General features: G+C 66.0%; 20 protein-coding genes. 10 read left to right on the top strand and 10 right to left on the bottom strand.

The genetic code is table 11. The features are described from left to right. Positions 1-24: 24 nt before the first annotated feature. A complete protein-coding gene (locus tag VGV58_RS12115; protein WP_326874271.1) occupies positions 25-1,008 on the top strand; it encodes a LysR substrate-binding domain-containing protein in 984 nt (327 codons plus the stop codon). Here VGV58_RS12115 and VGV58_RS12110 read toward each other — a convergent pair. Continuing rightward, positions 996-2,450 carry an NAD-dependent succinate-semialdehyde dehydrogenase gene (locus VGV58_RS12110; protein WP_326874270.1) on the bottom strand — a complete coding sequence of 485 codons (1,455 nt, stop codon included), beginning with the start codon at positions 2,448-2,450 and terminating at the stop codon, positions 996-998. The two genes, VGV58_RS12115 and VGV58_RS12110, sit on opposite strands and share 13 nt — an antisense overlap. 291 nt (positions 2,451-2,741) lie before the next feature. Here VGV58_RS12110 and VGV58_RS12105 point away from each other — a divergent pair, with 291 nt between their 5' ends. The 3 genes from VGV58_RS12105 to VGV58_RS12095 all read left to right on the top strand — a co-directional run bounded on the left by VGV58_RS12105 (position 2,742) and on the right by VGV58_RS12095 (position 6,034). Next, positions 2,742-3,884: a zinc-binding dehydrogenase gene (locus VGV58_RS12105; RefSeq protein WP_326874908.1), complete on the top strand. Its 1,143-nt coding sequence runs from the start codon at positions 2,742-2,744 to the stop codon at positions 3,882-3,884. 105 nt (positions 3,885-3,989) lie between these two features. Next, positions 3,990-5,147 (top strand): NADH:flavin oxidoreductase/NADH oxidase, encoded by a 1,158-nt coding sequence (locus tag VGV58_RS12100; RefSeq protein WP_326874269.1) that lies wholly within the window; start codon positions 3,990-3,992, stop codon positions 5,145-5,147. Beyond that, positions 5,144-6,034, top strand: coding sequence for an MBL fold metallo-hydrolase (locus tag VGV58_RS12095; RefSeq protein WP_326874268.1), 891 nt, complete (start codon positions 5,144-5,146; stop codon positions 6,032-6,034). Before VGV58_RS12100 ends, VGV58_RS12095 begins: the two co-directional genes overlap by 4 nt. A gap of 92 nt (positions 6,035-6,126) precedes the next feature. On the opposite strand, the gene VGV58_RS12090 is transcribed toward VGV58_RS12095, so the two are convergent. Beyond that, the gene (locus tag VGV58_RS12090; RefSeq protein WP_326874267.1) at positions 6,127-7,335 is read right to left on the bottom strand and encodes an ABC transporter substrate-binding protein; all 1,209 of its coding nucleotides are present in this window, start codon (positions 7,333-7,335) and stop codon (positions 6,127-6,129) included. Positions 7,336-7,668: 333 nt separating this feature from the next. On the opposite strand from VGV58_RS12090, the gene VGV58_RS12085 reads away from it, so the two are divergent. Genes VGV58_RS12085 through pcaF form a run of 6 tightly spaced genes read left to right on the top strand, consistent with a single transcriptional unit; the run spans position 7,669 to position 15,429 of the window. After that, positions 7,669-8,835, top strand: a complete 1,167-nt coding sequence (locus tag VGV58_RS12085) for an acyl-CoA dehydrogenase family protein (RefSeq protein ID WP_326874266.1) — start codon at positions 7,669-7,671, stop codon at positions 8,833-8,835. Then, a complete protein-coding gene (locus VGV58_RS12080; protein WP_326874265.1) occupies positions 8,836-10,908 on the top strand; it encodes an acetate--CoA ligase family protein in 2,073 nt (690 codons plus the stop codon). Positions 10,909-10,928: 20 nt separating this feature from the next. Beyond that, on the top strand, positions 10,929-11,294 hold the full coding sequence (locus VGV58_RS12075; protein ID WP_326874264.1) for a hypothetical protein: 366 nt from the start codon (positions 10,929-10,931) through the stop codon (positions 11,292-11,294). Then, positions 11,291-12,154 (top strand): alpha/beta fold hydrolase, encoded by an 864-nt coding sequence (locus VGV58_RS12070; protein WP_326874263.1) that lies wholly within the window; start codon positions 11,291-11,293, stop codon positions 12,152-12,154. Before VGV58_RS12075 ends, VGV58_RS12070 begins: the two co-directional genes overlap by 4 nt. Positions 12,155-12,197: 43 nt before the next feature. Next, positions 12,198-14,201 carry a 3-hydroxyacyl-CoA dehydrogenase NAD-binding domain-containing protein gene (locus VGV58_RS12065; protein ID WP_326874262.1) on the top strand — a complete coding sequence of 668 codons (2,004 nt, stop codon included), beginning with the start codon at positions 12,198-12,200 and terminating at the stop codon, positions 14,199-14,201. 19 nt (positions 14,202-14,220) lie between these two features. After that, positions 14,221-15,429, top strand: a complete 1,209-nt coding sequence (gene pcaF, locus VGV58_RS12060; RefSeq protein ID WP_326874261.1) for a 3-oxoadipyl-CoA thiolase — start codon at positions 14,221-14,223, stop codon at positions 15,427-15,429. Between the two features lie 353 nt (positions 15,430-15,782). On the opposite strand, the gene VGV58_RS12055 is transcribed toward pcaF, so the two are convergent. The 8 genes from VGV58_RS12055 to VGV58_RS12020 all read right to left on the bottom strand — a co-directional run bounded on the left by VGV58_RS12055 (position 15,783) and on the right by VGV58_RS12020 (position 25,858). Beyond that, positions 15,783-17,192, bottom strand: a complete 1,410-nt coding sequence (locus VGV58_RS12055) for an FAD-binding oxidoreductase (protein WP_326874260.1) — start codon at positions 17,190-17,192, stop codon at positions 15,783-15,785. Positions 17,193-17,254: 62 nt separating this feature from the next. Next, the gene (locus VGV58_RS12050) at positions 17,255-18,142 is read right to left on the bottom strand and encodes a beta-keto acid cleavage family enzyme (protein WP_326874259.1); all 888 of its coding nucleotides are present in this window, start codon (positions 18,140-18,142) and stop codon (positions 17,255-17,257) included. Positions 18,143-18,186: 44 nt separating this feature from the next. After that, a complete protein-coding gene (locus VGV58_RS12045; RefSeq protein ID WP_326874258.1) occupies positions 18,187-19,533 on the bottom strand; it encodes an aspartate aminotransferase family protein in 1,347 nt (448 codons plus the stop codon). Positions 19,534-19,594: 61 nt separating this feature from the next. Further along, positions 19,595-21,640, bottom strand: coding sequence for a hydantoinase/oxoprolinase family protein (locus VGV58_RS12040; protein ID WP_326874257.1), 2,046 nt, complete (start codon positions 21,638-21,640; stop codon positions 19,595-19,597). 2 nt (positions 21,641-21,642) lie between these two features. After that, positions 21,643-23,304, bottom strand: coding sequence for a hydantoinase B/oxoprolinase family protein (locus VGV58_RS12035; RefSeq protein WP_326874256.1), 1,662 nt, complete (start codon positions 23,302-23,304; stop codon positions 21,643-21,645). Between the two features lie 166 nt (positions 23,305-23,470). Then, positions 23,471-24,178 carry an ABC transporter ATP-binding protein gene (locus VGV58_RS12030; RefSeq protein ID WP_326874255.1) on the bottom strand — a complete coding sequence of 236 codons (708 nt, stop codon included), beginning with the start codon at positions 24,176-24,178 and terminating at the stop codon, positions 23,471-23,473. Next, entirely contained in the window at positions 24,165-24,902 is a 738-nt protein-coding gene (locus VGV58_RS12025; protein WP_326874254.1) for an ABC transporter ATP-binding protein, read from the bottom strand. The genes VGV58_RS12030 and VGV58_RS12025 overlap by 14 nt, the downstream gene beginning before the upstream one ends. Further along, positions 24,899-25,858 carry a branched-chain amino acid ABC transporter permease gene (locus VGV58_RS12020; RefSeq protein ID WP_326874253.1) on the bottom strand — a complete coding sequence of 320 codons (960 nt, stop codon included), beginning with the start codon at positions 25,856-25,858 and terminating at the stop codon, positions 24,899-24,901. Before VGV58_RS12020 ends, VGV58_RS12025 begins: the two co-directional genes overlap by 4 nt. Position 25,859: the final 1 nt, after the last annotated feature.

Here is a 25,859-nt window from a genome sequence, read left to right as displayed (position 1 = left end):
TCGCAGCTTCAGGGAGAAACGACGTTGGACGAACGTTACCGTAGCCTGCCACTGAACCCGTTGCGCGCCTTCGCCATCGCCTCGCGTCATAGGTCCTTCACCGCGGCGGCCCGCCACATGGGTGTGAGCCAGGTCGCGATCAGCCGCCAGATCGGCATCCTCGAGACCTATCTTGGAGTGAAGCTCTTCGAGCGCTCCTCGCATGCGGTCAAGCTGACCGACGTCGGCCGCTCGTTCGGGCAGGAAATCGCTGGCCTCTTCGACGGCATCGAACGCGCGACGAACCGCATCCTCGCCGACGAAAGCGACGCAACCATCAACGTTAGGATCTATCCGAGCTTCCTGAACCATTGGCTGATGCCGCGCCTCGCATCGTTCACCGCGCTCTTCCCGCAGTATCGCGTGCGCTTCGACACCGTCGTCGAACCTCTCGACTTCCGCAGCACCTATCTCGACTTGGCCATCCAGCTCGGCCACGGCAGCTGGCGCGAGGCGAAGTCGCGACCGCTCTTCGATGAATATGTCGATGCGGTCTGCAGCCCCGCATGCGCCGAGCGCCTGGCGGACCAGGTGCGGGCGTCCCGTTTGGACGGTGCCGAGATCCTGCAGTCGAGATACCGCCGACAGGAGTGGGAGATCTGGGCTGCGGGGGCAGGCGTGACGGTCGGGGCCTGCAATACGACCGAGTTCGATTCATCCCTGCTGACCTACAGTGCCGCGCGACAGGGCTTCGGGCTCGCGATCGGCCAACTCGCGCTGCTGAAGCCCGAGCTCGACGCCGGCGCGCTGGTGCGGCCCTTCGCCAGGCCGGTCGGGACGGGAGCAGCCTTTCACGCGATCTGGCCGACGACGAAATCGCTCACGCAGAAGACGCGCCGCTTCATCGACTGGCTCGCGGCCGCCGCGGCAGAGGTGGAACCAACTCGCGGCAATGTCACGCCGCTGCGCCCCAAATCCACGTCCCGCCCGGCAGCAGCGCCGGCAGATACGCCGCGCTACGCCACATAGGCGTATTTGACGTGCTGGAAGGCCTGGAGGCCCTCGACGCCGCCTTCCGCGAAGATGCCGCTCTCCTTGTGCCCGCCAAAGGGTGTCTCGGGCAGCGAGACGCGCCAGCCATTGCAGATCACGCTGCCGGCCTCGACGTCATCGATCGCGCGATTGACGGTGTGGACGTTGTTCGACTGGACGTAGGCGGCAAGAGCGAAGGGCAGTCGGTTGGCCAGCCCGATCGCCTCGTCATAGCTGTCGAACGCAGCCGTTGCCGCGATCGGCCCGAAAGGCTCGACGTTGGCGACCATCGACTCCGTATGCGCATCGGTGATCACGGTCGGAGCGAAGAAGGCGCCCTCGCGCTGGACGGCATCGCCGCCCGCAGCGATACCGAGGCCCTTCTGGCGGGCATCGGTGACGAAGCCCTGCATCGCCTTCACGCGGCGCGAGCTGACCAGAGGCCCCATCGTCGTGCTCTCCTCGAAACCGCAACCGAGCACCAGATCGTTGGCCGCCTTCGCCAGCGCCTCGTTGAATGCGCCATAGACCTTGCGCTGCACGAAGAAGCGCGTTGGCGCGATGCAGATCTGGCCCGAATTGCGGAATTTGGCGGCGGCTGCGGCCTTGGCGACCGCGGCGATGTCGACGTCGTCGAAGATCAGGACGGGGGCATGGCCGCCGAGCTCCATGATCGGACGCTTCATCTGGGAAACTGCCCGGGCGGCGAGCTGCTTGCCGATCTGCGTCGAGCCCGTGAATGTCACGCCACGCACGCAGGGCGCATCGATCAGGCGCTCGGAGATTAGGATCGGATCGCCGACCAGGATGGAGAGGGCTCCTTCCGGAAGCCCGCACTCATAGGCGATGCGGCCGAGCGCCAGCGCACAGGCCGGAACCTCCTCGGACGCCTTCATGATGATGGCGCAGCCTGCGCCGAGCGCCCCTGCCATCTTGCGCGAAGGCGTGATCAGCGGGGCGTTCCAGGAGCCGAAGGCCGCAACGACGCCGATCGGCTCCGGCATGACGAGCTGGCGAGCATGGGCTTCGCGCGCAGGAATGATCCGCCCATAGGCGCGCCTGCCTTCCTCGGCATACCACTCCCACATGCCGGCTGCCTGCTCGACCTCGGCGACGGCCTCCTTCCAGGGCTTGCCGAGTTCGAGCGTCACCAGCCGGGCCAGCTCGTTGGCGCGCTCGCGCATGGTGTCGGCGACCTTGCGGAGGACCCTGCCGCGATCGAAGGCCGAGCGCTTTCGCCAAACGGCGAAACCGCGTTCCGCCGCGGCCAGCGCCCGCGCGATATCGTCTTCCGTGGCGGTGGGGTACTGGCCGAGGACCTGGCCTGTGGTCGGATCGGTGATGTCGTGCATGGCGCGGCCGCCGCCGGTTTCGTAGGCGCCGCCGATGAGTTGGCCGATCTGCGGGTAGTGGCTAAGCGCGTCCGATCTCGTCTGCATGACACCCGTCCTTGCGGCGGCTCCTCCGCCCTTCTTCCGCGCCGATCTCGAGCGCTTGTTGCCTGCATCAGATCATGATGCCCCAGCCCGCGACAGCCAGCCCGTGTTTGGGCCAGCGAAACCTGCGGTTATGAGGCTACCCTCAAACGGCTCCCAGCCGAACTTCCAGTCGGGCTAGTCTGACGATCGCTCAGACGCCTTGCCGCGGCAGACCGGCTATGCACGAGAAACCAAAGCGACTGCGCTGTTCGGGTGCAGCAACATGTCCGGCCGGGAGGTTCCATCATGACGATCACCTGCAAGGGAGCGGTGCTGCGGACGATCGGTCTGGCGCAACCCTATGCCGAGACCATGCCGCTCTCGATCGAGCAGATTACACTGGCCTCGCCCGGCGCGCTGGAGGTCGTGGTCAAGGTGGCTGGCGCCGGCCTGTGTCATTCGGACCTCTCCGTCATCAACGGCCACCGGGGCCGCGACGTGCCGATGGTCATGGGGCATGAGGGTGCCGGCGAGGTCGTCGAAATCGGCGCGGCGGTGACCGACGTCAAGGTCGGCGATCACGTCGCTTTCCAGTTCTCGGTCTCTTGCGGCCGCTGTCGCGCCTGCCTGAGCGGGCGCCCCAATATTTGTGAGGCCGCGCCCGCCGCACGCTCAAAGGGCGAACTGATTTCCGGCGGATCGCGCATTCGCGACGCCGACGGCAATGTGCTCCGCCATCAGGCGGGCGTTTCCTGCTTCGCCGAATATAGTGTCGTCCATCGCGGTTCGGTCGTGGTGATCGACAAGGACCTGCCCCTGATCGAGGCGGCCGTGTTCGGCTGCGCAGTCATGACCGGCGTCGGCACGGTCGTGAACGGCGCTCGCGTCTCGCCAGGCGAGAGGGTTGCGATCTACGGTGTCGGCGGCGTCGGGCTCAGCGGCGTCATGGGCGCGCGGGTCGCCGGCGCCGAGACCATCGTGGCGATCGATCTCGACGATGCCAAGCTGGCTAAGGCTGCCAGCCTCGGTGCCACGCACTGCTTCAACGCCACCGATCCGGAGCTCGACGCCAAGGTCCGGGAGGCGACAGATGGCGGGGTCGATCATGCGCTGGACTTCGCGGGCGCTCTGCCCGCGCTGAAATCGGCCTATGCCGTCACGGTCCGGGGTGGACGCATTACCACCGCCGGGCTTGCGCCGCTCGGCGCCCAGTTCGCCTTCGAACAGGGCGATCTCGTCTCCAACGAGAAGTCGATCTGCGGCTGCTACATGGGCTCCTGCGTGCCGGTGCGCGACATCCCCCGCTTCGTGAAGCTTTACCGCAAGGGTGTCCTGCCAGTGAACGAGCTCCTCGACGGCGTGATCGGATTCGACGAGATCAACGCCGGTTTCGACCGCCTGGCATCGGGCGCCGCGCTCCGTCAGATCCTCGCGCCGCACGGGATTCCAGGCTGACTGCTGCAAACCCAGCCCGACAATCGCTCATGAGGTATTCACTTCAGCGAAGCTGATGGCCGGGTGCCGTTACCGTAGGATGGCGACGTCCAGGGAGAAAAAACAATGCCCGCTTCGATACCCTTGCTGTTCCAGCCTCTGACAATTCGCGGCGTTACCTTGCGCAATCGGATCGCGGTCTCGCCGATGGCGATGTACTGCGCCGATAACGGCTACCCGGTGCCGTTCCACCAGGTCCATTACGGCAAGTTCGCCATGGGCGGCGCCGGTCTGGTGTATGTCGAGCAAGCGGCCATCACGCGGACGGGTCGCATCACCAATGGCTGCCTCGGGCTGTGGGAGGATGGGCAAGCCGAAGCGCTCGCTCCCATCGCCGCCTTCCTGAGGTCACAGGGCGCGGTGCCTGCCATACAGATCAACCATTCGGGTCGGAAGGGCAGCGCCCAGCGCGCCTGGGAAGGCAACGGCGTGCTGACGCCGGAGAATCTGGCGAAGGGCGACGAAAGCTGGCAGCCGCTGGGAGCGTCGGACAATCCGTTTTCGGACAATTGGCCGGTTCCGAAGCCGCTCGACCAGGCCGGGCTCGGCGAGATCCGCGACGCCTTCGTCGCAACTGCGCTGCGAGCCCTGAAGGCAGGCTTTCAGATCATCGAACTGCATATGGCCCATGGCTACCTTCTTCAGAGCTTCCTTTCGCCGATCGCCAACAAGCGCACCGACGCCTATGGCGGCAGCCGCGAGAACCGGATGCGCTTCCCGCTCGAGGTCGCACGTGCGGTCCGAGCGGCGCTACCTTCCGACGTACCGCTGTTCGCGCGGATATCGGCGGTCGACTGGATCGACGGTGGCTGGGAACTCGACGACAGCGTCTCGTTCGCACGCGAACTCAAGCTGGCGGGCGTGGACCTCGTTGATTGCTCCTCGGGAGGGAACCTCCTGAAGGGCGCGACCAATTCGAACCTCACCCGCAGTCCCGGTTATCAGGCACCTTTCGCGCGCCGGTTGCGCGCCGAGGCTGGTGTCATGAGCCAGGCAGTCGGCCTGATCCGGTCGCCGGAATTCGCCGAAGCGCTGTTGCAGGAGGGGGCGGCGGACATCATCGCTATCGGACGCCAGATGCTGTTCGACCCGTTCTGGGCCCATCACGCTGCCGAGGCGCTCGGTCAGACTGGCGCCTTCGAGGCCTGGCCCAAGCCTTATGCCTGGTGGCTGGAAAAATGGTCGAGCGGCCTGCGCGCGAGCGGGGAGCGCCCCGCCGCATGAAGCGGTCGCTCCAGCTTGGCGGGATGACGATCGACCTGCTGCCGGAGATCGAGCATCGCATGATGCCCGTCTCCTTCCTGTTCGACGCCTTGACGCGCGAGCAGATGGAAGCCGGCTCGTCCTGGCTCGACGGTCGCTTTCTCGACCCCGCGACGATGACCCTCGGCCTCGCCTTCCAGGCCTATGTGATCCGGAGCGAGGGCCTGACCATCCTGGTCGATTCCTGCAACGGCAATCACAAGCAGCGGCCGACCGCGCCGTGGCAGCACGATCTGCGGTCAAACGCCTTCCTCGACAATCTCGGGCGTCTCGGCCTGCGGTGCGAGGACGTCGACATCGTCGTTTGCACACATCTGCACTGCGACCATGTCGGCTGGAATACGCGGCTGGACAACGGCCGCTGGGTGCCGACATTTCCCAATGCGCGGCATCTCTTCGGCCGCAAGGAATACGACCATTTCCTCGGCCGCTTCCAGCGGGAAGGCGCCGCCGCGGTGAACCACGGCGCCTTCGTCGACAGCGTGTTGCCAGTGGTCGACGCGGGGTTGGCATTCTTCGTCGACGATGGCCACGTGGTCGTTCCGGGCGCAGAGGGCGAGGTCTCGCTGATGCCTGCGCCAGGCCATTCCTTCGGGCATTGCTGCGTTCGGGCACGGGCCGACGGGGAGGAAGCGATCATCTGCGGCGATGCGCTCCATCACCCGATTCAACTCGAGCTGCCGGATCTCAGGATGCGTGCCGATCTCTATCCCGACGTCGCAATCGACACGCGTCGCCGGTTGCTGGCGCATTGCGCCGACACCGGCGCGTGGCTTCTCGCCGGCCACATCCCGTTTCACTCGATCGCGCAGGTGCGCCGCTTCGAGGATCGCTTCCGGTTCGGTTGAACCCTTGCGACATTGCTCGGCAGGCCGATTGAATCGAAAGGCCCGGCTGCAGCGAGCCGGGCCTTCTGCTGTCGGCTATTTCCGCGAGTAGATCAGTTCGAGACTAGTGGGCAGGGCGAACCAGCCAGCGGCCGGAATGCCTCATCGCCCGGAACCTTCCTGACCATCTTGTAATAGTCCCAAGGCGCCTTCGATTCCTCCGGCGACTTGACCTCGAAGAGGTACATGTCGCGCACCACGCGGCCATCGGCCCGCAACTTGCCGCCCTTGGTCATGAAGTCGTCGATGGGCAGCTCGCGCATCTTGGCCATGACGGGGGCCGCCGAGTCGCTGTTGGCTGCCTTCACGCCCTTGAGATAGTGGGCGACGGCGCTGTAGACGCCCGCCTGGTAGAGCGAGGGCATAGCCTTGTGGCGGGCGAAGAAGCGCTTGGAGAACGCCCGGGTATCATCGTCAAGGTCCCAATAGAAAGGGCTCGCAAGCATGATGCCCGAGGTCGCCTTCAAGCCGAGCGCGTGGACCTCGTTGATGGCGAGCAGAAGCGTCGCAAGCTTCTGGCCCGACTGCGTCACGCCGAATTCCGCCGCCTGCTTGATCGCGTTCTGGGTATCGGCACCAGCGGTCGCCAGGCCGATGACCTGTGCCTTGGATGCCTGGGCCTGCAACAGGAACGACGAAAAATCGGCGGTGTTGGCAGGCGCGCGCACCGCGCCCGCAACCTGCCCGCCAACCGATTTGACGACCGCGCTGGTCTCTGCTTCGAGGGTGTGGCCAAACGCATAGTCGGCAGTCAGGAAGAACCAGTTCTTGAAGCCGTTGGCGACGACGGCGCGCCCTATCACCTGCGACAGCGCGTAAGTGTCATAGGTCCAGTGCGCTCCGACCGGGGAGCAGGCCTTGCCCGTCAGATCCGAGGCCGCAGGGCTGGAGAAGATCACCATGCGGTTCTTCTCCCGCGCGATCGCCTGGGTTGCCAGAGCCACCGCCGAATTGGGAACATCGAGGATGAGATCGACCTGATCGATGTCATACCACCGGCGGGCCACCGCGGCACCGACATCGGCCTTGTTCTGGTGGTCGGCGGAGATCAGCTCGACCGGCGTGTTTCCAATCTTGCCGCCGGCATCCTCGACGGCCATCTGAGCCGCCAAAACCGAGCCAAGGCCGGTATTGTCCGTGTAGAGACCGGAGAGATCGGTCAGAACGCCGATCTTGATCTTCCCGTCGCTAAACTGAGCCTGCGCCTGTGCGGACATGAACATGGCAGCCACCGCCGCAGCGATGGAGAACTTGGCTTTCATCGGAGACCCTCCCAAGGTCGGCTGGCGCGGCTGCCATTCGCGTGTTTTCACCGCATAAGGCGCGAGTGGCTTTCCGCCACAGGCTCGTCGACGACTATTCACCGAAGAGGCCGGTCCACAACTTCGCGAAGCGAAACCCAGACCGACTTTTCGGAATGCGCGCCGGCCCTCATCGCCCCTTCGGCGCTTGCCATTCCAGGCGCTCATCGCAAAAGTCATGAGGTTCCGACCTCTGCGAACTTGCCGGAATGTGGTCGCGGCCTGCATCACCTTGGCAAATCTGAGCGCCGCATCGCCGCGGACCGGGAAGAAATCGCATCCAGGGTGGCCAGCATGGACTTCACGTTATCCGAAGAACAGCAGATGTTCGCTGGCTCGGTACGCCGCTTCGCCGAGCAGCATCTCGCTGCAGGCCGCCTCGAGCGCGCCCACAACCCGTCATTCCCCTTCGACGTCGCCCAGATGATGGGCGAGAACGGCCTCATGGGCATCGCCATGCCGGTCGAGGATGGCGGGCAAGGCGGCAGCCTGATGGATTCCATCATCGCGATCGAACAGGTCGCGGCGGTCTGCCCTCGAAGTGCCGACGCGGTCCAGGCCGGCAATTTCGGGCCGATACGCACCTTCGTCGAGTATGCCACGCCCGAACAGAAGGAGCGCTTTCTTCCCGACCTGCTGGCTGGCCGCAAGGTGATCAGTCTCTGCATGACCGAGTCCGACGCGGGGTCGGCGGTCACGGAGCTGAAGACCACCGCCAAGCCGGATGGCGACGGCTATCTGATCAATGGCGCCAAGATCTTCTCGACCCACAGCCCCGACGCCTCCCTTTATCTCGTCTATGTCCGCTTCGGGCCCGGCGTCGGCGGCATCGGCTCGGTGCTGGTCGAGCGCGACGCGCCCGGGCTGGTTATCGGCCAGCCTTCCCCCTTCATGGGCGGCGAAGAATGGGCTCAGCTCTATTTCGAGAACTGCCGAATCCCTGCCAAGAACGTCCTGCTTGGGCCCGGTGGCTTCAAGAAGCAGATCTCGGGCTTCAACGTCGAGCGACTCGGCAACTCGTCGCGCGCGCTGGCGGTTGGCCGATACGCCTTCGAGCTCGCTCGAGAGCATGCCGCGACCCGTACCCAGTTCGGCCGGGCCCTCTGCGAGTTCCAGGGTCTTCAGTGGAAGTTCGCCGACGTCTACCTCAAGCTCGAGGCGGCCCAGCTCCTGCTCTACCGGGCCGCATCCGTGAAGGAGGGCGAGCTTCCATCCGCCTCCGATACCGCGCTCGCAAAGCTCGCTTGCAATCAGGCCGGCTTCGATGCGGCCAACGAGGCCATCCAGGTCTTGGGCGGTCTGGGCTACAGCACGGAGTCCCTGGCGGAATACTGCATGCGCCGAACACGCGGCTGGATGATTGCCGGCGGCTCAACCGAGATCCTCAAGAACAGGGTCGCCGAGCACATTTTCGATCGGCGCTTCGACCAGCGGCGGCCTCAGGCCCTGGCGGCCGAATAGATGGCGACGGCAATGCCCGACTGGAGCCGCGCGATCCTGCGCCCAAGCAGCGTCGCGCTGATCGGCGCCTCCGACGATGCGTCCAAGACAGCGGGGCGGCCGCTGCAGTATCTGCGGGCGGCCGGCTATGAGGGCAAGGTCTACCCGATCAACCCTCGCCGTAACGAGGTTCTCGGCGAGAAAGCCTGGACCTCTCTCTCCGATCTTCCGGAAGTGCCCGAGCACGCCTTCATCCTCACGGGGACGAATGCCGCGATCGAGGCGGTGGCGGAATGCGGCACACGCGGCGTCAAAGTCGCGACCATCCTCGCCAGCGGCTTCTCTGAAGCCGGCGCGATCGGTGCCGAGCGCGAGACGCGGCTGCGGGAGATTGCCCGTCGGACCGGAATCCGTCTGATCGGGCCGTCGAGCCTTGGCGTCGTCAACCTGCATGACGGGATGACGCTAACTGCCAATGCCGCCTTCGCGGAAGGCAATCTCCCGCGCGGATCGATCTTCGTCGCCTCGCATTCGGGCAGCATGATCGGCGCCCTGCTTTCACGCGGCAAGGCTCGCGGCATCGGCTTCTCGGGTCTCGTCTCGGTCGGCAACGAGATCGATCTGAGCCTGGGTGACATTTGCGCCGCAACGCTCGATGACGACCAAGTCGGCAGCTACATGCTGTTCCTGGAGTCGCTCAACCATGCCGACGCGCTGCGGCGCTTTGCCCTGGCGGCGCATGAGCGAGGCAAGCCGGTGCTTGCCTACAAGCTGGGTCGATCGAGCGAGGCCGCCGAACTTGCGACATCGCATACCGGCGCGCTCGCCGGTGACGACGACATCGCCGAAGCCTTCCTGCGCGAATGCGGCATCGCCCGGATTGAGACGCTGGACGGTTTCCTTGAAGCCCTACCGCTGCTCGGTCGCACGCCCATCCTCCCGCCCGGCGCCAAACCGCGCGTAGGTGTCGTCACGACCACGGGCGGTGGCGCGGCGATGGTGGTGGACCAGCTCGGCGTGCGCGGCGTCTCGGTGGCCGGCCCTTCGGAAAGCCTGGTGGCCGGCCTGGCCGGCGCCGGAGCCCCCGTCGAACCCGCGCGCATCGTGGACCTCACGCTCGCCGGGACGCGCCCCGAGGTGATGAAGTCTGCGCTCGGCACCATGCTGGCGTCCGGCGAGTACGATCTTGTGGTCGCGGTCGTCGGCTCCTCGGCTCGCAACCATCCCGATCTCGCGGTCGCACCCATTCTCGAAGTGGCCAGGGCCAACAGCCCGCTCGCCGTCTTCATCGTGCCCGACGCACCGCAAGCGCTCGACATGCTGGCGCGCCACGACGTGCCTGGCTTCCGCACGCCGGAATCCTGCGCCGATGCCATTCGCGCTGCGTTTGCGCGCGACACGCCCGTCGCGCGCAGCCTGCGCATCTCGGCGGCCGAAAGCGAGCCGATCGATGAGCAGGAGGCTTATGAGCTCTGCGACCGCATCGGCGTGGCGCGCGGTGCGACGGCAATCCTCCGCGTCGGCGAGCCGCGGCCGGCCCTGCCCTTCGCGTTTCCGGTCGTAGCCAAGGTGCTTTCGCGGGACATAGCTCACAAGAGCGATGTCGGCGGGGTAGCCCTTGGTCTGCGCGACGTCGATGCACTCGACGAGGCGGCTCGACGCATTCGCGATGATGTCCGGCAGCACCTGCCGGACGCCGATGCCAGTCGCATCCTTGTGCAGCCGATGGAGCGCGGAATCGGAGAGGCCCTGATCGGCTATCGCGTCGACCCGCAGGTCGGGCCGGTGGTGATCGTGGCGGCGGGTGGTGTGACGACCGAGATTTACAAGGATCGAGCCCTACGTCTCGCTCCGGTAACGATCGAGACCGCACGCGCCATGATCGCCGAGGTGAAGGGCTTCGCCACATTGCGCGGCTTCCGCGGCAAGGCACGAGGCGACCTCGAGGCGCTGGCTCTGACGCTGGTCAAATTCTCGCGGATCGGCGAAACCGAACCGCGCGTGATGGAAGCGGAGATCAATCCGATCCTCGTCCGGCGGGAAGGTGAAGGTGTCGTCGCGGTCGATGCGCTCGCACGCCTGTCGAGACCATGACGGCCGCGGGAGGACAATACATGATCGACGGCCTCACTGAAGCCGTGAACCGGCGCGAGTCGCTCGTGCGACGCGGGCGATACGTCACCACGCGCATGCTCGTCGAAGTCGGCGACCTGGCCTATCTCGTCGAGATCGAGCAGGGGCGCATCGCCTCCGTCCGACGCGGCCCGTTCGTAATGCCGAGTTGGACCTTCGCCCTGCGGGCCCCCGCCGATGCCTGGAGCGCCTTTTTCGCGCCTGTGCCGCAGCCGGGCTTTCACGACCTGTTCGCATTGCTGAAGAAGCGCCTTCTCAGGATTGAGGGCGACCTCCATCCCTTCATGGCGAACCTCCGCTATTTCAAGGAGATTTTCGCGGCGCTGCGCGAGGAGACCCACCGGTGAGCGCCACATTCGAACCCGTCATCGGCCGCTATATTCGCACCGAGCTCCTGGGCCGTCAGCACCGGATCTATGTCGAAGAGGCGGGCCAGGGCATTCCGCTGCTGTGTCTCCACACGGCCGGCTCCGACACGCGGCAATACCGCAATCTTCTCAATGATCCGCAGGTTCTCGAGCGCTACCGGGTCGTCGCGTTCGATCTCCCCTGGCATGGAAAGTCGTCCCCCCCGGCCGGATGGCATGACGAGGACTACAAGCTGTCATCGGCCGACTACGTCGCGATCATCCTGGGCATCATGGAAGCGATGGGGCTGGACAATCCCGTAGTGATGGGCTGCTCGATCGGCGGCCGCGTCGTTTTGCATCTCGCCCTGCATCATCCTGAGCGGTTCAGGGCTGCGATCGGGCTGCAATCGGGCGCCCATGTCGATCCCTATTATGATCTGTCCTGGGCCAATCGGCCCGACGTCCATGGCGGCGAGGCCTGCGCTGCGATCGTTTCCGGGTTGATCGGGCCGCTCTCCGGCGACGCCGATCGCTGGGAGACGCTGTGGCACTACATGCAGGGCGGCCCGGGCATCTTCAAGGGCGATCTCTATTTCTACACCCAGGATGGCGACATCCGCGACGAGGTCGCGAAGATCGATACGTCTCGATGCCCCCTCTACCTGCTGACGGGCGAGTACGACTACTCCTGCACGCCGGAGGACACGCTCGATCTGAAGCGCCGCATCGCAGGCGTCGAGGCGACGATCATGCCCGGCCTCGGCCATTTCCCGATGAGCGAGGACCACGTCGCGTTCATGGCTCATCTGGTGCCGGTGCTGGACAAGATCGCGAAAACCGGAACGCCAAAGGGCTGATCCGATGGCAACCATCGTCGAGCATACCCGCGGCGGAGCATCCGTGCTTGCGCCCGTCCGGCTGGAGCGGCAAGGCAGCATCGGCTTCATCGTCATCGACAACCCGCCGATCAATGCCGGGGCGCTACCTGTCCGGCTGGGGTTGATCGAGGCGCTGAACGAACTCGCCCGCGATCCGGAGCTCGCGGCAGGCGTCATCATCGGCGCGGGCTCGACCTTCATCGCCGGCTCAGACCTGAGGGAGTTCTCCGCTCCTCTGGCCGATCCCCAGGTGCCGGCCGTCATCGCGGCGATCGAAGCCTGTCCGAAGCCCGTGGTAGCAGCGATCCACGGTGCCGCGCTCGGCGGCGGTTTTGAGATCGCGCTGGCCTGCGATGGACGTGTCGCGGTCGTGAGCGCGGTGGTCGGCCTGCCTGAGGGAGCCTTCGGCATCATTCCGGGAGCGGGGGGCACCGTCCGGCTGCCGCGGCTCACGGATGCCGCGACAGCCCTCGAGATCATTACGTCATGCCGGCGCGTCAAGGCACCCGAGGCCTGCAGGCTCGGCATGATCGACGCCATCGTCACCGATTTGCGGGCAGAGGCTGCGACGTTCGCCCTGGCGCTTCCCGGCAAGCGGCGGCTGCGAGACGCGCTGCCGGTCTCCGTCGATGACGAAACCTTCGAGAAAGCGGCCGGCACCGCACTCCGCAAGGGCCGGGGCCGCCCTCATGTCATCGAGGCCATCGCGGCGGTCAGGCGGGCTGTGAGCGAGCCGGTGGATACGGCGCTGACACAGGAGCGCGCGGTCTTCCAGCGTCTGCGGATGTCGGACGAGTCCGCTGCCCTGCGGCACCTCTTCTTCGCCGAGCGCGAAGCCGGCCGCATCGCGGGCCTGGCGGGCGTCGCCCCCTTGACGGTCGCGAAGATCGGCATCGTCGGCGCCGGGACCATGGGTTGCGGGATCGCGGCCGCCTTCCTGCTCGCCGGGCTGCCCGTGACGTTGGCCGACCTCAAGCCGGAGGTACTCGCCACCGCGGCAGAGCGCATCGCCGGCTTCACCTGCCGTACGCCCGACGCGACGCGTACCGCTTCGCTGAGTATCGCCGATGGGCTCGACGCGCTCGGCGATTGCGACCTTATCGTCGAAGCCGTATTCGAGGATCTGGAGGTCAAGCGGGCGCTGGTTGCCTCGCTCGATGCGCTTGCCAAACCCGGCGCCATCATCGCCTCCAATACCTCCTATCTGGACCTGAACCTGATCGCTTCGGCTTCAAGCCGACCGGATTCGGTCGTCGGGCTGCACTTCTTCGCACCCGCCCACATCATGAAGCTGCTCGAGATTGTGCGCGGCGCGAAGACGGCACCGGCCGCCCTCGCGACGGCGCTCGCGCTCGGGCGCCGTCTCGGCAAGGTCGCCGTCGTAGCCGGCGTTTGCGAGGGCTTCATCGGCAACCGCATCTACAACGCCTATCGCGCGCAATGTGAGGTCATGTTGCTCGAAGGCGCGCTGCCGCAGGAAGTCGATGCCGCGATCGAGGCTTTCGGCTTCGCCATGGGGCCGTTTGCCGTGTCCGACCTCTCCGGGCTCGATATCGCCTGGGCCAACCGGAAGCGGAAGCAAGCGGTTACGGGCGACCGCATGCACGACATGCCAGTCTTGGAATGGCTGGTCGCAGAGCATCGGCTCGGCCGGAAGACGGGCGCCGGCTGGTATCGCTATGTCGACGGCAAGGCAGAGCCTGACGCTGCGGTCGCCGCGCTGATCGAACAGGCGCGCCGGGACAGAGGCGTCGTGGCACAGCCGCTTGCAAGGGACGAGATCCAGCTGCGTGCGCTGACCGCGATCGTCAACGAGGCCCTGCTGGTGCTGGAGGACGGGATTGCCGCGCGTGCCTCCGACGTCGATCTCGTCCTGATCAATGGCTACGGCTTCCCGCGGCATCTGGGTGGTCCGCTGCATTGGGCTTCCCACCAGGAACCTGAGCGACTGAACGCTGCGCTCGACAAGCTGGCGGCGGCCGCGGGGCCGGGCGGAAGACGTGGCGACCTCGCCCGGCTCGGCTGAGGCCGAAGGAGAAGCGTATATGACTGAAGCTTTCATCTGCGATTATATCCGCACGCCGATCGGCCGCTTTGGCGGCGTCCTGTCGTCGGTCAGGGCCGACGATCTTGGCGCAGTACCGCTGCGGGCGCTGCTTAAGCGCCATGCCGGGCTCGATCCCGAGGCGATCGACGAGGTGATCTTCGGCTGTGCCAACCAGGCCGGCGAGGACAACCGCAACGTCGCGCGCATGTCACTGTTGCTTGCGGGCTTGCCGGTCTCGGTTCCAGGCACGACGATCAACCGGCTTTGCGGCTCGGGCATGGATGCGGTGATCGCGGCCGCCCGCGCGATCAAGGCCGGCGAGGCCGACCTTGTCATCGCCGGCGGCGTCGAGAGCATGTCGCGCGCCCCTTTCGTCATGCCGAAGGCGACGAGCGCCTTCTCGCGGCAGGCCGAGGTCCACGACACCACGATCGGCTGGCGCTTCGTCAACCCGCTGATGAAGCAGCAATACGGCGTCGATTCGATGCCGGAGACCGGCGAGAACGTCGCCGCCGATTACAAGATCACGCGCGAGCACCAAGACGCCTTCGCGCTGCGCTCACAGCTCAAGGCTATCGTCGCCCAGCAGAACGGACGTCTCGGGCGCGAGATTATCCCGGTTGAAATCCCGCAGCGCAAGGGTGAGCCGATCCGGGTAGAGGCCGACGAGCACCCGCGCGGCGATACCACGCTGGCAACACTCGCCAACCTGGCTACTCCCTTCCGGAAGGAGGGTGGCACCGTCACGGCGGGTAATGCGTCAGGCGTGAATGATGGCGCGGCGGCCCTCATCATTGCCTCGGACGGAGCGATCAGACGCCATGACCTGACCCCGCTCGCCCGCATCGTCGCGGGCGCCAGCGCGGGCGTGCCGCCGCGTATCATGGGCATCGGCCCGGTCCCGGCGACGCGCCGGCTTTGCGCCCGCATCGGCCTGTCGCCGAGCGATTTCGATCTGGTCGAGCTCAACGAGGCTTTCGCGAGCCAAGGCATCGCCGTGCTTCGCGAACTCGGCATCGCGGAGGATGCCGGCCATGTGAACCCCAATGGCGGCGCGATCGCGCTCGGCCACCCGCTCGGCATGTCAGGGGCTCGCATCGCGGGGACCGCCGCGCTCGAACTATCGCTGACCGGCAAGGTGAACGCGCTAGCGACCATGTGCATCGGCGTAGGACAGGGCATCTCGATAGCGCTGGAACGTGCCTGAATCCCTGCAATCTTGCAGACGAAAACTCATGCATGACGTCTCGACAATACCGCTAGCCGTAGCGCTCGCGCGCATTCCCGGACCAGCCCCCGAGAAGTGGGCATCGGGAGAGCGTTCATGAAATTGTCTCGCAGAGCGCTGCTGGGGCTGGCGCAACGTCATTGGCTATGCCGCCCTGATGCCTTCCGGGCGCGTGCTCAACCGGATTACCCAAATAGGTCGGCGGGCCGGCAGATGTGACGACCCGCATCCTGACTGAGGACATGACACGACAGCTCGTCAGGGAATCGTAATCGAGAACAAGGCGGGTGCCGGCGGCAATATCGGCACGGGCACAGCGGAACCGGCCTATTCTATTCGCTGAGCAATACGCCCCTGTTCATCAGGAAACCCGGATCGATGGCCGTCTTGAGACTCTTGATCAGGCCGAGCTTCCGACCGTCGGCATAGGTATCAAGAAGACCTCGCTTGAACCGGCCGATCCCGTATTCGGCGCTGAACGAACCGCCATGTTCCAGCGCGATCTCATAAAGCCGAGGGGATAGCTCCGCCTCGATCATGGCGGTGAAGGCGATCCTGTCCGCTCCGGGCGGAACCAGCACGTTAAAATGGATATTGCCATCGCCGACATGGCCATAGAGCGAAAGCTCCAGCGCTGGGTCGAAAGATCGCACGGCGTCGACGGCCTCGCGCATGAAGCGATCGGCCGAAGACAGCGGCGTGGATATGTCGTGCTTGACGGAGCCGCCTGCCGCCTTCTCGTCCTCCGGTAGCAACTCGCGCCGGCGCCACATCTCTGTCCTTTGTCGGCCACCAGTCGCGATGAGTGCGTCCTCGGCCCAGCCCCTCGTGAAGAACTCTTCGAGCAAGCCCGTTAGCACCTCGTCCAGCGGGATTCTCGCGGTCGACGAGGTGAGCTCGACGAGCAGAGCACCGCCGGAGCCGCCTTCCAGGACCGGTGGCGACGCGTGCGAAAGAGCAAGGGAGCGAGGTGATAAGAACTCGAACGAGGTGATGAGATCGGCGCTTTCCCGCCTGGCGAGGGCGATCATCTCGCCTAGCGGCGGATTCTCCGCGAGCTTGACCCATGCGGTAGCATGCGTGTCAGGGATCGGATGCAGCTTCAGGACCGCGCCGGTGATGATACCGAGGGAGCCCTCGCTGCCGATGAAAAGCTGCTTGACGTCATAGCCCGAATTGTTCTTCCGAAGCGCCCGCATGTCGTCGAAGATGCTTCCGTCAGGAAGCACGACCTCGAGGCCCAGGACGAGATCGCGGGCCATGCCATAACGCAGGACCGCGATACCGCCGGCGTTGGTCGCGATGTTGCCGCCGATCGTGCAGGACCCTTGGGATCCGAGTGACAGACCGAACGCAAGACCCGCAGAACCCACCGCATCGTGGATCGCCTGCAGCGTCACTCCTGCGTCGACCGAGATGGTAAACCCAATGCGGTCGAGGCCGCGAACGCTGGTCATCCGCTCCAGGCTGACAACGGCCTGCGTAGCCGTGCTGTCGGGGGTGGCGCCTCCGCAATAGCTGGTGTTGCCCCCTTGCGGGACCAGACCGACACCGTTCTCACGGGCAAGCAGCACGATCGCGACGACCTCCGCGGTGGATCTCGGTCGCAGAACCGCGCACGCGCGGCCCGTCATGAGCGCGCGCTGATCGGTCTCGTATTTCGCCAGCAGGGACGGATCGGTCACCACCGCTGGGCCGTCCAAGGCCTCGCGAATCCCCGCGATGAAGCGTTCTACGGACATGGAATGCCTCGTCTGGATCTAGCGACGGCGACGCCGGGAGGAAATTCGCGCGGCGGGTTTCGCTACCGAATCTGAAGGATGTCCCTGGCTTCCTCCGGCGAAGCCAGACGTCCTCCGAGCGACTCCACGATCCCTCGCGCCTTATGGGCGAGCTGAGCGTTGCTCTCCGCCAGCACGCCCTTGGAGATGTAGATGTTGTCCTCCAGCCCGACTCGGACGTGGCCGCCATGCAGGAAGGAGAGCGCGACGAAGGGGAACGACATCCGCCCGATGCCGAAGGCGGCCCAAATCGAGTCCGCCGGGAGCATCCTGATCATCGTCGCCAGCATGTCGGGGGTGGCCGGCGCCCCGTATTTGACGCCCATGACCAGCTGCACCAGGGGCCGCGCATCGAGAGTCCCGTCCGCGATCAGATCGTTCGCCAACTGGATGTCGCCGGTATCGAACAATTCGAGTTCCGGCCGCACTCCGAAGCTGCGGATCTCGGCAGCCATGGCGCGGACCGTCGGAGGCGTGTTCATCACGATCGAGCCGAAGGAGAACATCGTGTTGAGATCGAGCGTGCAGATCTCCGGTTTGATCGCCCCGACATGCGCGACGCGCTTCCCCGGGAAGGTCAGCGTGCTCCCCGGCCCCGCGACGCGCGGGTCATCCGCCGCGGGTGTGAAGCGGCTGCCGGGACCCGTTGTGAGATTGATGACGAGCCGGGGCGAAGCGGCACGGATGCGCTCGACGACCTCGCGATAGAGTTCGAGCTCCATCGAGGGGGCACCGGTTTCGGGATTGCGGACGTGGATATGCACGACGGCCGCCCCCGCCTCGCCCGCCTCGATGCAGGCATCGGCGATCTGCTTCGGCGTGATCGGCAGACCCGGATGCTGGTCCGGGCGCGTCAGATTTCCCGTGACGGCGCAGGTCAGTATCGTCGGCTTCTTGCCGAGATTGATCATGGTTTCCTCCTGGTCCTTCGATCTCGTCCTGGGCGACGCAGGCGTCAGCGCGGGAACAGATGTCCGTAGCGGTCGATGAACTCACCGATCGCATCGAGGATCGCGTCGGTGTCCTTGTCTTCGATCAGCAGGGACAGGGACATCATCCCGCGCTGGGCGATCCAGAAGCCCGAGCTCACCATGTGGAGCCAGAGCAGCTCGCGCAGCTCCTGCGGTCCCTTCTTCACAGCCCAGGCATCGGCAACGGGGCCGTCCACGAAATGCATGTTCATGATCGAGCCCAGGCCGCTCGCCGTCATCCGGACGCCGCACTCGGCGGCCAGCGCGTTGATCCGTTCCCGAAGCCGGTCGCCCCGGCGGTTCAAGACGGCGCAAGCCTCGTCGTCGAAAAGCTCGCCGAGCACCGTCACGCCGCAGCTCATGGTGATGGAATTGTTGTTGAAGGTGCCCGCGTGGGAGAGCCCGCCTTTGAGACGCGGGTCGAACTGGTCCATGATCGCCTTGGCGCCGCCGAAGGCGCCGAAGGACACGCCACCCGCCAGATATTTGCCGACCGTCGTCATGTCCGGCCGGATATCGTGGAGGGCCTGGAGCCCGCCGGGCGCCAGCCGCGACGTCTGCACCTCGTCGAAGATCAGCACCGCTCCAACCCGCTTCGTGAGATCGCGCAGCGCGCGCAGGAATTCCGGAGTCGCCGGTATGCACCCCGCGCTGCCCATCATCGGCTCGACCAGCACCGCGGCGACATCCTGGCCCGATCGGGTGAGGAACTCGGTCGCGGCCCCGATGTCGTTGTAGGGGAGGATTTCAACATCGTAGGGCGCGTTGCTCGCTGGCTTCTCACCCGCCGGATAGCGCAGCACGCTGCCGTGATAGGCGCCCTCGAATACTACGATCCTGGTCCGCTTGGTGAACCCGATCGCGGCCGTGATGGCCATCATGTTCGCCTCAGTGCCCGAATTGGTGAACCGCACGAGATCGATGGAGGGAAAGCGATCAACGATCAGCCTCGCCAGCTTCGCCTCGTCGCTGTTGTGGCCGCCAAGGCTCAAGCCCCGCTCGACACCGCGCGCGATCGCCTCCCGCAGCGCCGGGTGCGAATGTCCGAAAAGGCCCGCCGTGTATTCGCCGAGAAAGTCCGTGTAGCGGTGCCCGTCGATGTCCCAGAGGAGGGCCCCCTCACCCTTGGCGATCGTCAGCGGATAAGGCGCCGTGTAGATCACCGTTCGGGTGTTCCCGCCCGGCAGCACCTCCGCTGCGAGCTGGTTCTGGGCCCGGCTCTTCGGGTTCGCCTGCTCGTAGGCTCTGCGGGCGGCGGAAAGGGCCGCTTCCAGGGAATTGTCCCTCGCGCCACCGCTTTTCGAAACTGCCGTCTCAACCGGCTCGACCATGACTTTTCTTCCCATGACTTCGTTGGCTTGGATTGCCGGCACCCTCCGGGCGCCGACCGGTTCAGGCGCGATGGATCGCGATGTCGAGCCAGCCCATCGCATTGACCGTCAGCACGTCGCGATCGCCGACCAGCACGGTCGTCGTCTCGGCCTCGACCAAAGCGGGCCCTGTGATGGTCGAGCCCGGCGCCAGCTCCTCGAAGGAATAGACCGGGACCTCGATGTGCTGGGCGAAATAGACCTTCCGCCGGGACTTCGAGACCGGCCCGCCTGCCACGGTCTCCGGGACGTTCGTCTCGGCGATTCTCGGCACATCGCCTACAGCGGAGACGCGGGCGTTGACGAACACAACCTCCTGGTCCGGGGAGGCATAGGTGTAGAGGTCCTCGTGGCGACGATGAAAGCGGGCCTCGATCTGCTGCACGGCGTCCTTGGTGCCGAGGTCGAGACCATCGAGATCGACGTCGATCTCGAAGATCTGCTCGCCATAGCGCATCTCGGCCGAGCGCTCGATCCGGACCTCCCCCGCGAACCAGTCCTGCATCCTGTCGCGCGCCGCCGTTTCGAGATCTGCAAAGACGCTGCGGACCGAGTCTGCATCGAGGGGTCCCGAACCGATGCTGGTGCGCCCGACCTCGTAGCGCAGGTCGCTCGACAGCATGCCCCATGCCGACAGGACGGAGGCGGCAATCGGGACGATCACCCGCGGGATCTCGAGCTCCCGGGCGACCTCAACAGCGTGGAGTCCGGCCGCGCCACCGAAGCTGATCATGGCGAAGCGCCGGGGATCGACGCCGCGCCGGAGGGTCATCAGCCTTATGCCGTCGGCCATGCCCAGATTGACCATCCGGTAGATGCCGGCGGCGGCCTGGTGCTGCGAGATTCCGAGCGCCGCGGCGATCTCGCCGACGGCGGCCTCTGCCGCTTCCCGGTCGAGCTTGCGACGTCCGCCCATGAAGGTGTCGGCGCCGAGATAGCCCAGCACCACATTCGCGTCCGTCACGGTAGCGGACCTGCCTCCATTCCCGTAGCAGGCGGGGCCGGGCTGGGAACCCGCGCTCGCCGGGCCGACGCTCAGCGTGCCGCTGGCGTCGACCGAGGCGATCGAGCCGCCGCCCGCTGCGATGCTCGCGATGTCGAGGCTTCTCAGCGCGATGCGTTCGCCGGCGAGGCCGGCATCGGCGGTCAGCATCGCGCGCCCCTCGGCGATCAGCGAGATGTCGGTGCTGGTTCCGCCCATGTCGAAGGGGATCAGGTCCGGAACCGCGAGCAGCTCCGTGCATCTGCGGCAGCCGGAGATGCCGCCGGCCGGGCCGGAAAGCACAGTGCCGGCCGCGAGGCGCGAGGCTTCCTCGACCGGGGCCATGCCGCCATGCGAGAGGATGATGAAGAGGCTGCCCCCGAAACCCGCCTCGGCCAACCTCCGTTCGAGGCTGCCGAGATAGTGTTTCACCGCCGGCCCGACATAGCTGTTGACGATTGTCGTGGAGACGCGCTCGTACTCCTTGATCTGCGGCCAGACGTCGCTCGACCGGGAGATGTAAGCGCTCGGCAAGGCCTGGCGGATGCGCTCGGTGGTTGCGATCTCGTGGGCAGGGTTGCGGTAGGCATGCAGGTAGCAGATCGCGATTGAGGTGGCGCCGCTTGCCTGGATGGCCGCAATCGCCTCGTCCAACGAGCGCTCGTCGAGCGGGACCCTGACGTCGCCCTCCGGCCCCAGCCTCTCCCGCACCCCGAACCGCATTTCGCGCGGAACGAGCGGCTCCGGGGGCGGCGTGCGCAGATCGTAGCGGTTTCCCTTCAGTCCCTCGCGCATCTCGATGACGTCGCGATGGCCCTCAGTCGTCAGGAGGGCGACCTTCGCGCCCTTGCGTTCGAGGAGCGCGTTGGTCGCGACCGTGGTGCCGTGGACCAGGCGCGTGGTGTTCGCGAGGAGTTCCGACCGCTCGAGGCCGAGCTTCAGGGCCAACTCCCCGAGCCCGGTCATCACGCCGATCGACTGGTCGTTCGGGGTGGAGGGCGACTTTGCGAAGAACGCCTTCCGATCCGGGCCAACCACGACCAGGTCCGTAAACGTGCCGCCCACGTCGATACCGATGGTGTACATCGTCAAAGCCCCTTCCGGCCTTCCGAAATCAAATTCTGTGCGCGGTCCCGCGCGATCGCCGTCTCAGCCCGCTTCTCCGGCGGTCCCCAGCCGCCGCCGCCGGCGGAGCGGATTTCAAGCACGTCGCCCGGCGAAAGCGCGATGCCGACCTCCTTGGTCCTGAGAGGTCGCGGAGGCTTGCCGCCAGAAAGCAGGCGATAGTTGTGCGGGGCGCCGTCCTCGCCGCCGAGCAGGCCGCAGGCCCCGTGGCGAATGCCGTCGCCTGCGGTATTCGCCATCGCCGTCTTCGCGATCTCGAGTTCCAGATCGAGCGCCACGCCGAGACCGCCGCGGTACTGCCCCTTCCCGCCGGAATCGGTGCGATATTCGTGATGGCGAAAGAGCAAGGGAAAGCGGACCTCGGCGACTTCGATCGATCCGAACTTGATGCCGCCGGCGCTGTGCCATTCGCCGATCGACGACCAGCCGTCGCCGTCCGGCGAAGCCCCGCCGCCCGGCCTGGCCTGGAAGAGATGCCAGATGAACTCGCGCCCGGTGCGGGGATCTTCGCCCTGAATCGCCACCCGGAAGCGCCGGCTCCAGCCCGCCATCGCCCGATCCGGACAGCAGGCGGCAAGGGCCTTCATGATCGCCTCGACGATCTCGTTCGAGGGATGGCTCGTGCACATCGTGACCGGGCGGCCGGGATCGGCCCAGACGATCGTCCCCTGCTTTGCGACGAGCTTGAGCGGCCGCAACGCCCCGTCGTTCTTCGGTGTCTGCGGGTCGATCAGATAGGCGAAGGCCATCGCCGCCGCCGCCTGGGTGTTGGCATGCGAGGAATTGACGAAGCTGTTGGTCTGGGGGTCGGAGTCGCTGAGATCGACCTCGATATCCGAGCCCCTCTTGGTCACCTTGGCGGCGATCCGCAGGTTCTCACGGCCGCGACCGTCATCGTCCAGAAACGCTTCGCCATAGAAGACACCGTCCCTCCAGCCGGAGACGACGGCTCGCGCCTGCTGCTCGGCAGCGTCGAGGATGCTTTCCATGGCGGCCCGCACCATCTCGCGACCGAACTCCGCGAAAAGGCGTTCCAGACGCCGCTGCCCCAGATGAGCCGCGCCCACCATCGCGGCGAGATCGCCGCGGAAATCGGGCCCGTTGCGGACGTTGAGCGCGAGCATGTCGAGGAGGTCGTCTCGTACCCTGCCGCTTTCGTAAAGGCGGATGGGCGGCACCCGCAGGCCCTCCTGCCAGATCTCGGTCGCTTCCGGGTTGTAACCGCCATGCGTAGCCCCGCCGATGTCGCTCTGATGCGCGCGCACGATCGTCCAGAGCACCCGTTCGCCATCCGCGAAGACCGGCACGAAAGCCGTCAGGTCCGGCAGATGGCTGCCACCGCAATAGGGGTCGTTCAACAGGAAAACGTCGCCGGGCGCGACGTCGGAAAAGCGCGCCTCCACGGCGCGGGTGGCCCAGGGCAGAGCGCCGACATGGACGGGGATGTGGTCCGCCTGCGCGATCAACCGGGACTGCGTGTCGCAGATGCCGATGGAGAAATCGCGGCTCGAGTTCAGGATCTGCGAATACGAGGTTCGCAGCATCGCCTCGCCCATTTCGGCAACGATCGACGATAGCCGGTGCTGAACGACGGAACGCGTTATGGGATCGACCATGGTCGACATCTGATTGACCTTCCTTTTGGCCGTGAAGCATCGTGCGGCGCCGTGCGGGCGCCACTGCCGAACGTTCACGATGAAATTCGAGAGTGTGGGCGTTAGGTCATCGCTGACCGCGCTGTGACGATCGAGAACCGAGCCCTGAGTCCGCCTGCATAGTCATTCTCCTTGCTCAACGCCCGAGATAGGCTTCGCGGACACGGGGATCCTGCCTCAGCTCCTGCGCGCTGCCCTCCAGGACCACCCGGCCGGTCTCCAGAACGTAGCCCCGATCCGCGACCGCAAGCGCGAGCACCGTGTTCTGCTCGACGACGAGGATCGTGAGGCCCTCCGCGGCGATCAGGCGGATCCGCTCATAGACCTCCTCGGCGAGTCGAGGTGCCAACCCGAGCGAAGGCTCGTCGAGCAGCAGCAGGCGCGGCCTGGCCATGATCGCCCGCCCGATCGCGAGCATCTGCTGCTCGCCTCCGGACAGCGACCAGCCGAGCTGATCGCGACGTTCCTTTAGGCGCGGGAAGAGGTCGAAGACCCTGGCGAGGTCGTCGGCCGGCGACTGCCCCCAGCGCCTCCAAGGCGTGGTCCCGAGCACGAGGTTCTCCTCGACCGTCAGGCCGGGAAAGATCCGGCGGCCTTCCGGCGCGTGGGCGATGCCCAGGGCGACGCGCTTGTCACTGCTCAAATGCGCGAGATCGCTGCCTTCGAGAGAAATCGACCCGGAACGCAGCGGGTTCAGGCCGGAGATCGCGCGCAACAACGTGGTCTTGCCCGCGCCGTTGGCTCCGATGAGCGCGACCGTCTCCGCGGCACCGACCTTGAGCGAGACCTGGTGGATGGCGATGTTCCCGCCATAAGCGACGACGATCCCGTCAGCTGCCAGCATTGCCGTATCCTTCGCCAAGATAAGCCGAGAGAACCGCCGGGTCGGATTGGATGGCCGCAGGCGCGCCTTCCGCGATTTTGCAGCCGAAATTCAACACCAGGATGCGCTGCGCGAGGCGCATCACCATGCCCATATTGTGCTCGATCAGAACGACGGCGAGCTCGTGCTTTTCCCTCAGCGAGGTGAGCCGCTGCATCAGGAGCTCGACCTCGCCTGAGTTCAAGCCTGCCGCGGGTTCGTCGAGCATCAGCACCCGAGGGCCGCATGCCAACGCGCGGCAGAGCTCCACCATCCGACGCTGCCCGTAGGACAGCGCCCCGATCGGCCGATCGGCGACCTCTTCGAGCCCCATGGAGGCGAGGATGCCGCGCGAGTGGTCCCTGACATAGGCCGCGTCGCGTTCCGGACGGATCGCCGCGCCGGTCATCACGTTCTCGATCACCGATAGCCGGGAGAATAGCCTGCCGTGCTGGAAGGTTCGGCCCAGACCTGCCCTGATGCGCTTGTGGGTGGCCGATCGGGTGATGTCGGCGCCGCCGAGGACGACCTTGCCGGCGGATGGCGGAGTCAATCCCGTCAGGACGTTGAGGAACGTCGACTTGCCGGCGCCGTTCGGCCCGATCACCGCGACGAACTCGCCTGCGCCAACGGTGAAGTCGACCTCGCTCAGGGCCATCAGTCCGCCATAGCGTTTCGAGATGCCGGTGGCTGAAAGGAGGGTCATGGCATTGAGCCCCATTTGCTGGCGCGCTTGCCGCGGCGCAGGCGACTGATCAGGCCGACGAGGCCTGTCGGAAGGAAGATCAGGATCACGAGGAGCATCAGCCCGAAGAAAGCGAGATAGGCGGTTCCGAGGAAGCGGAGCCATTCTGGCAGGAAGGTGAGCAGCGTCGCACCGATGATCGCGCCGATGACGGTTCCCTCGCCGCCGACGATAAGCATGGCCAGGTAGACGATCGAATGCGCGTAGCTGAAGTCCTCGGGCGCGACGAAACGGACATGCGTCGCGAACAGCGCGCCCGCCAGTGCCGCAAAGGCCGCGCTCAGGCATAGCGCGATGATCTTGATCCGCGTCACGTCGATCCCGGTCATCTCGGCCGCGATCTCGTCGTCGCGGACGGCCATCATGGCCCTGCCGAGCGACGACCGTTGCAGCGTGACGGCCGCGGCAGTGCAGGCGGCCAGGAAAACCATCGCCAGCCACAGGAAGCGCCGCTCGTCATGGAACGCGAAACCGGCAATGCGGAGATCGGGGATGTTGGAGATGCCGTTCGTTCCGCCGGTCAATCCGACCCAGTTGGTCAGCACGATGGTGAAGCTGACATTGAGACCGAGGGTGGCCAGAGCGAGATAGTGGCCGCGCAGCCGCAGCAGCGGATAGCCGATGAGGCCGGCGAAGACCGTCGTCAGGGTGATCGCGAGCGGAATCGCGGCCCAGGGCGAGAGGCCGAGCGTCGTCGTGACGATCGCCAGCGTATAGGCCCCCATGCCGACGAATGCGGCGTGTCCCAGCGAGATCAGCCCGGCCAGGCCGAACGCGAAATTGAAGCCGATCACGGCGATGGCGGAGATGACGGAGATGTTTAGCAGCCGCAGTTGGTAATCAGCCAGCAAGACCGAGAGGACACCGCCTATCGCCAGGACCGCGACGGCGGCGAGAAGGCTCGAATGAGGACGCATC

The sequence above is a fragment of the Allobosea sp. genome, assembly GCF_035944895.1.
In the GTDB taxonomy this organism is placed as follows: Bacteria; Pseudomonadota; Alphaproteobacteria; order Rhizobiales; family Beijerinckiaceae; genus Allobosea.
Note: the sequence above shows the minus strand (reverse complement) of the source record. Positions and strands in the feature narration are given on the sequence as shown.

What these genes read in the sequence shown, in the direction of transcription:
- VGV58_RS12110 (WP_326874270.1), bottom strand. Translation starts at nt 2,450, where the DNA reads ATGCAGACGAGATCGGACGCGCTTAGCCACTACCCGCAGATCGGCCAA.
- VGV58_RS12100 (WP_326874269.1), top strand. Translation starts at nt 3,990, where the DNA reads ATGCCCGCTTCGATACCCTTGCTGTTCCAGCCTCTGACAATTCGCGGC.
- VGV58_RS12095 (WP_326874268.1), top strand. Translation starts at nt 5,144, where the DNA reads ATGAAGCGGTCGCTCCAGCTTGGCGGGATGACGATCGACCTGCTGCCG.
- VGV58_RS12090 (WP_326874267.1), bottom strand. Translation starts at nt 7,335, where the DNA reads ATGAAAGCCAAGTTCTCCATCGCTGCGGCGGTGGCTGCCATGTTCATG.
- VGV58_RS12085 (WP_326874266.1), top strand. Translation starts at nt 7,669, where the DNA reads ATGGACTTCACGTTATCCGAAGAACAGCAGATGTTCGCTGGCTCGGTA.
- VGV58_RS12080 (WP_326874265.1), top strand. Translation starts at nt 8,836, where the DNA reads ATGGCGACGGCAATGCCCGACTGGAGCCGCGCGATCCTGCGCCCAAGC.
- VGV58_RS12075 (WP_326874264.1), top strand. Translation starts at nt 10,929, where the DNA reads ATGATCGACGGCCTCACTGAAGCCGTGAACCGGCGCGAGTCGCTCGTG.
- pcaF (WP_326874261.1), top strand. Translation starts at nt 14,221, where the DNA reads ATGACTGAAGCTTTCATCTGCGATTATATCCGCACGCCGATCGGCCGC.
- VGV58_RS12055 (WP_326874260.1), bottom strand. Translation starts at nt 17,192, where the DNA reads ATGTCCGTAGAACGCTTCATCGCGGGGATTCGCGAGGCCTTGGACGGC.
- VGV58_RS12050 (WP_326874259.1), bottom strand. Translation starts at nt 18,142, where the DNA reads ATGATCAATCTCGGCAAGAAGCCGACGATACTGACCTGCGCCGTCACG.
- VGV58_RS12045 (WP_326874258.1), bottom strand. Translation starts at nt 19,533, where the DNA reads ATGGTCGAGCCGGTTGAGACGGCAGTTTCGAAAAGCGGTGGCGCGAGG.
- VGV58_RS12040 (WP_326874257.1), bottom strand. Translation starts at nt 21,640, where the DNA reads ATGTACACCATCGGTATCGACGTGGGCGGCACGTTTACGGACCTGGTC.
- VGV58_RS12035 (WP_326874256.1), bottom strand. Translation starts at nt 23,304, where the DNA reads ATGTCGACCATGGTCGATCCCATAACGCGTTCCGTCGTTCAGCACCGG.
- VGV58_RS12030 (WP_326874255.1), bottom strand. Translation starts at nt 24,178, where the DNA reads ATGCTGGCAGCTGACGGGATCGTCGTCGCTTATGGCGGGAACATCGCC.
- VGV58_RS12025 (WP_326874254.1), bottom strand. Translation starts at nt 24,902, where the DNA reads ATGACCCTCCTTTCAGCCACCGGCATCTCGAAACGCTATGGCGGACTG.
- VGV58_RS12020 (WP_326874253.1), bottom strand. Translation starts at nt 25,858, where the DNA reads ATGCGTCCTCATTCGAGCCTTCTCGCCGCCGTCGCGGTCCTGGCGATA.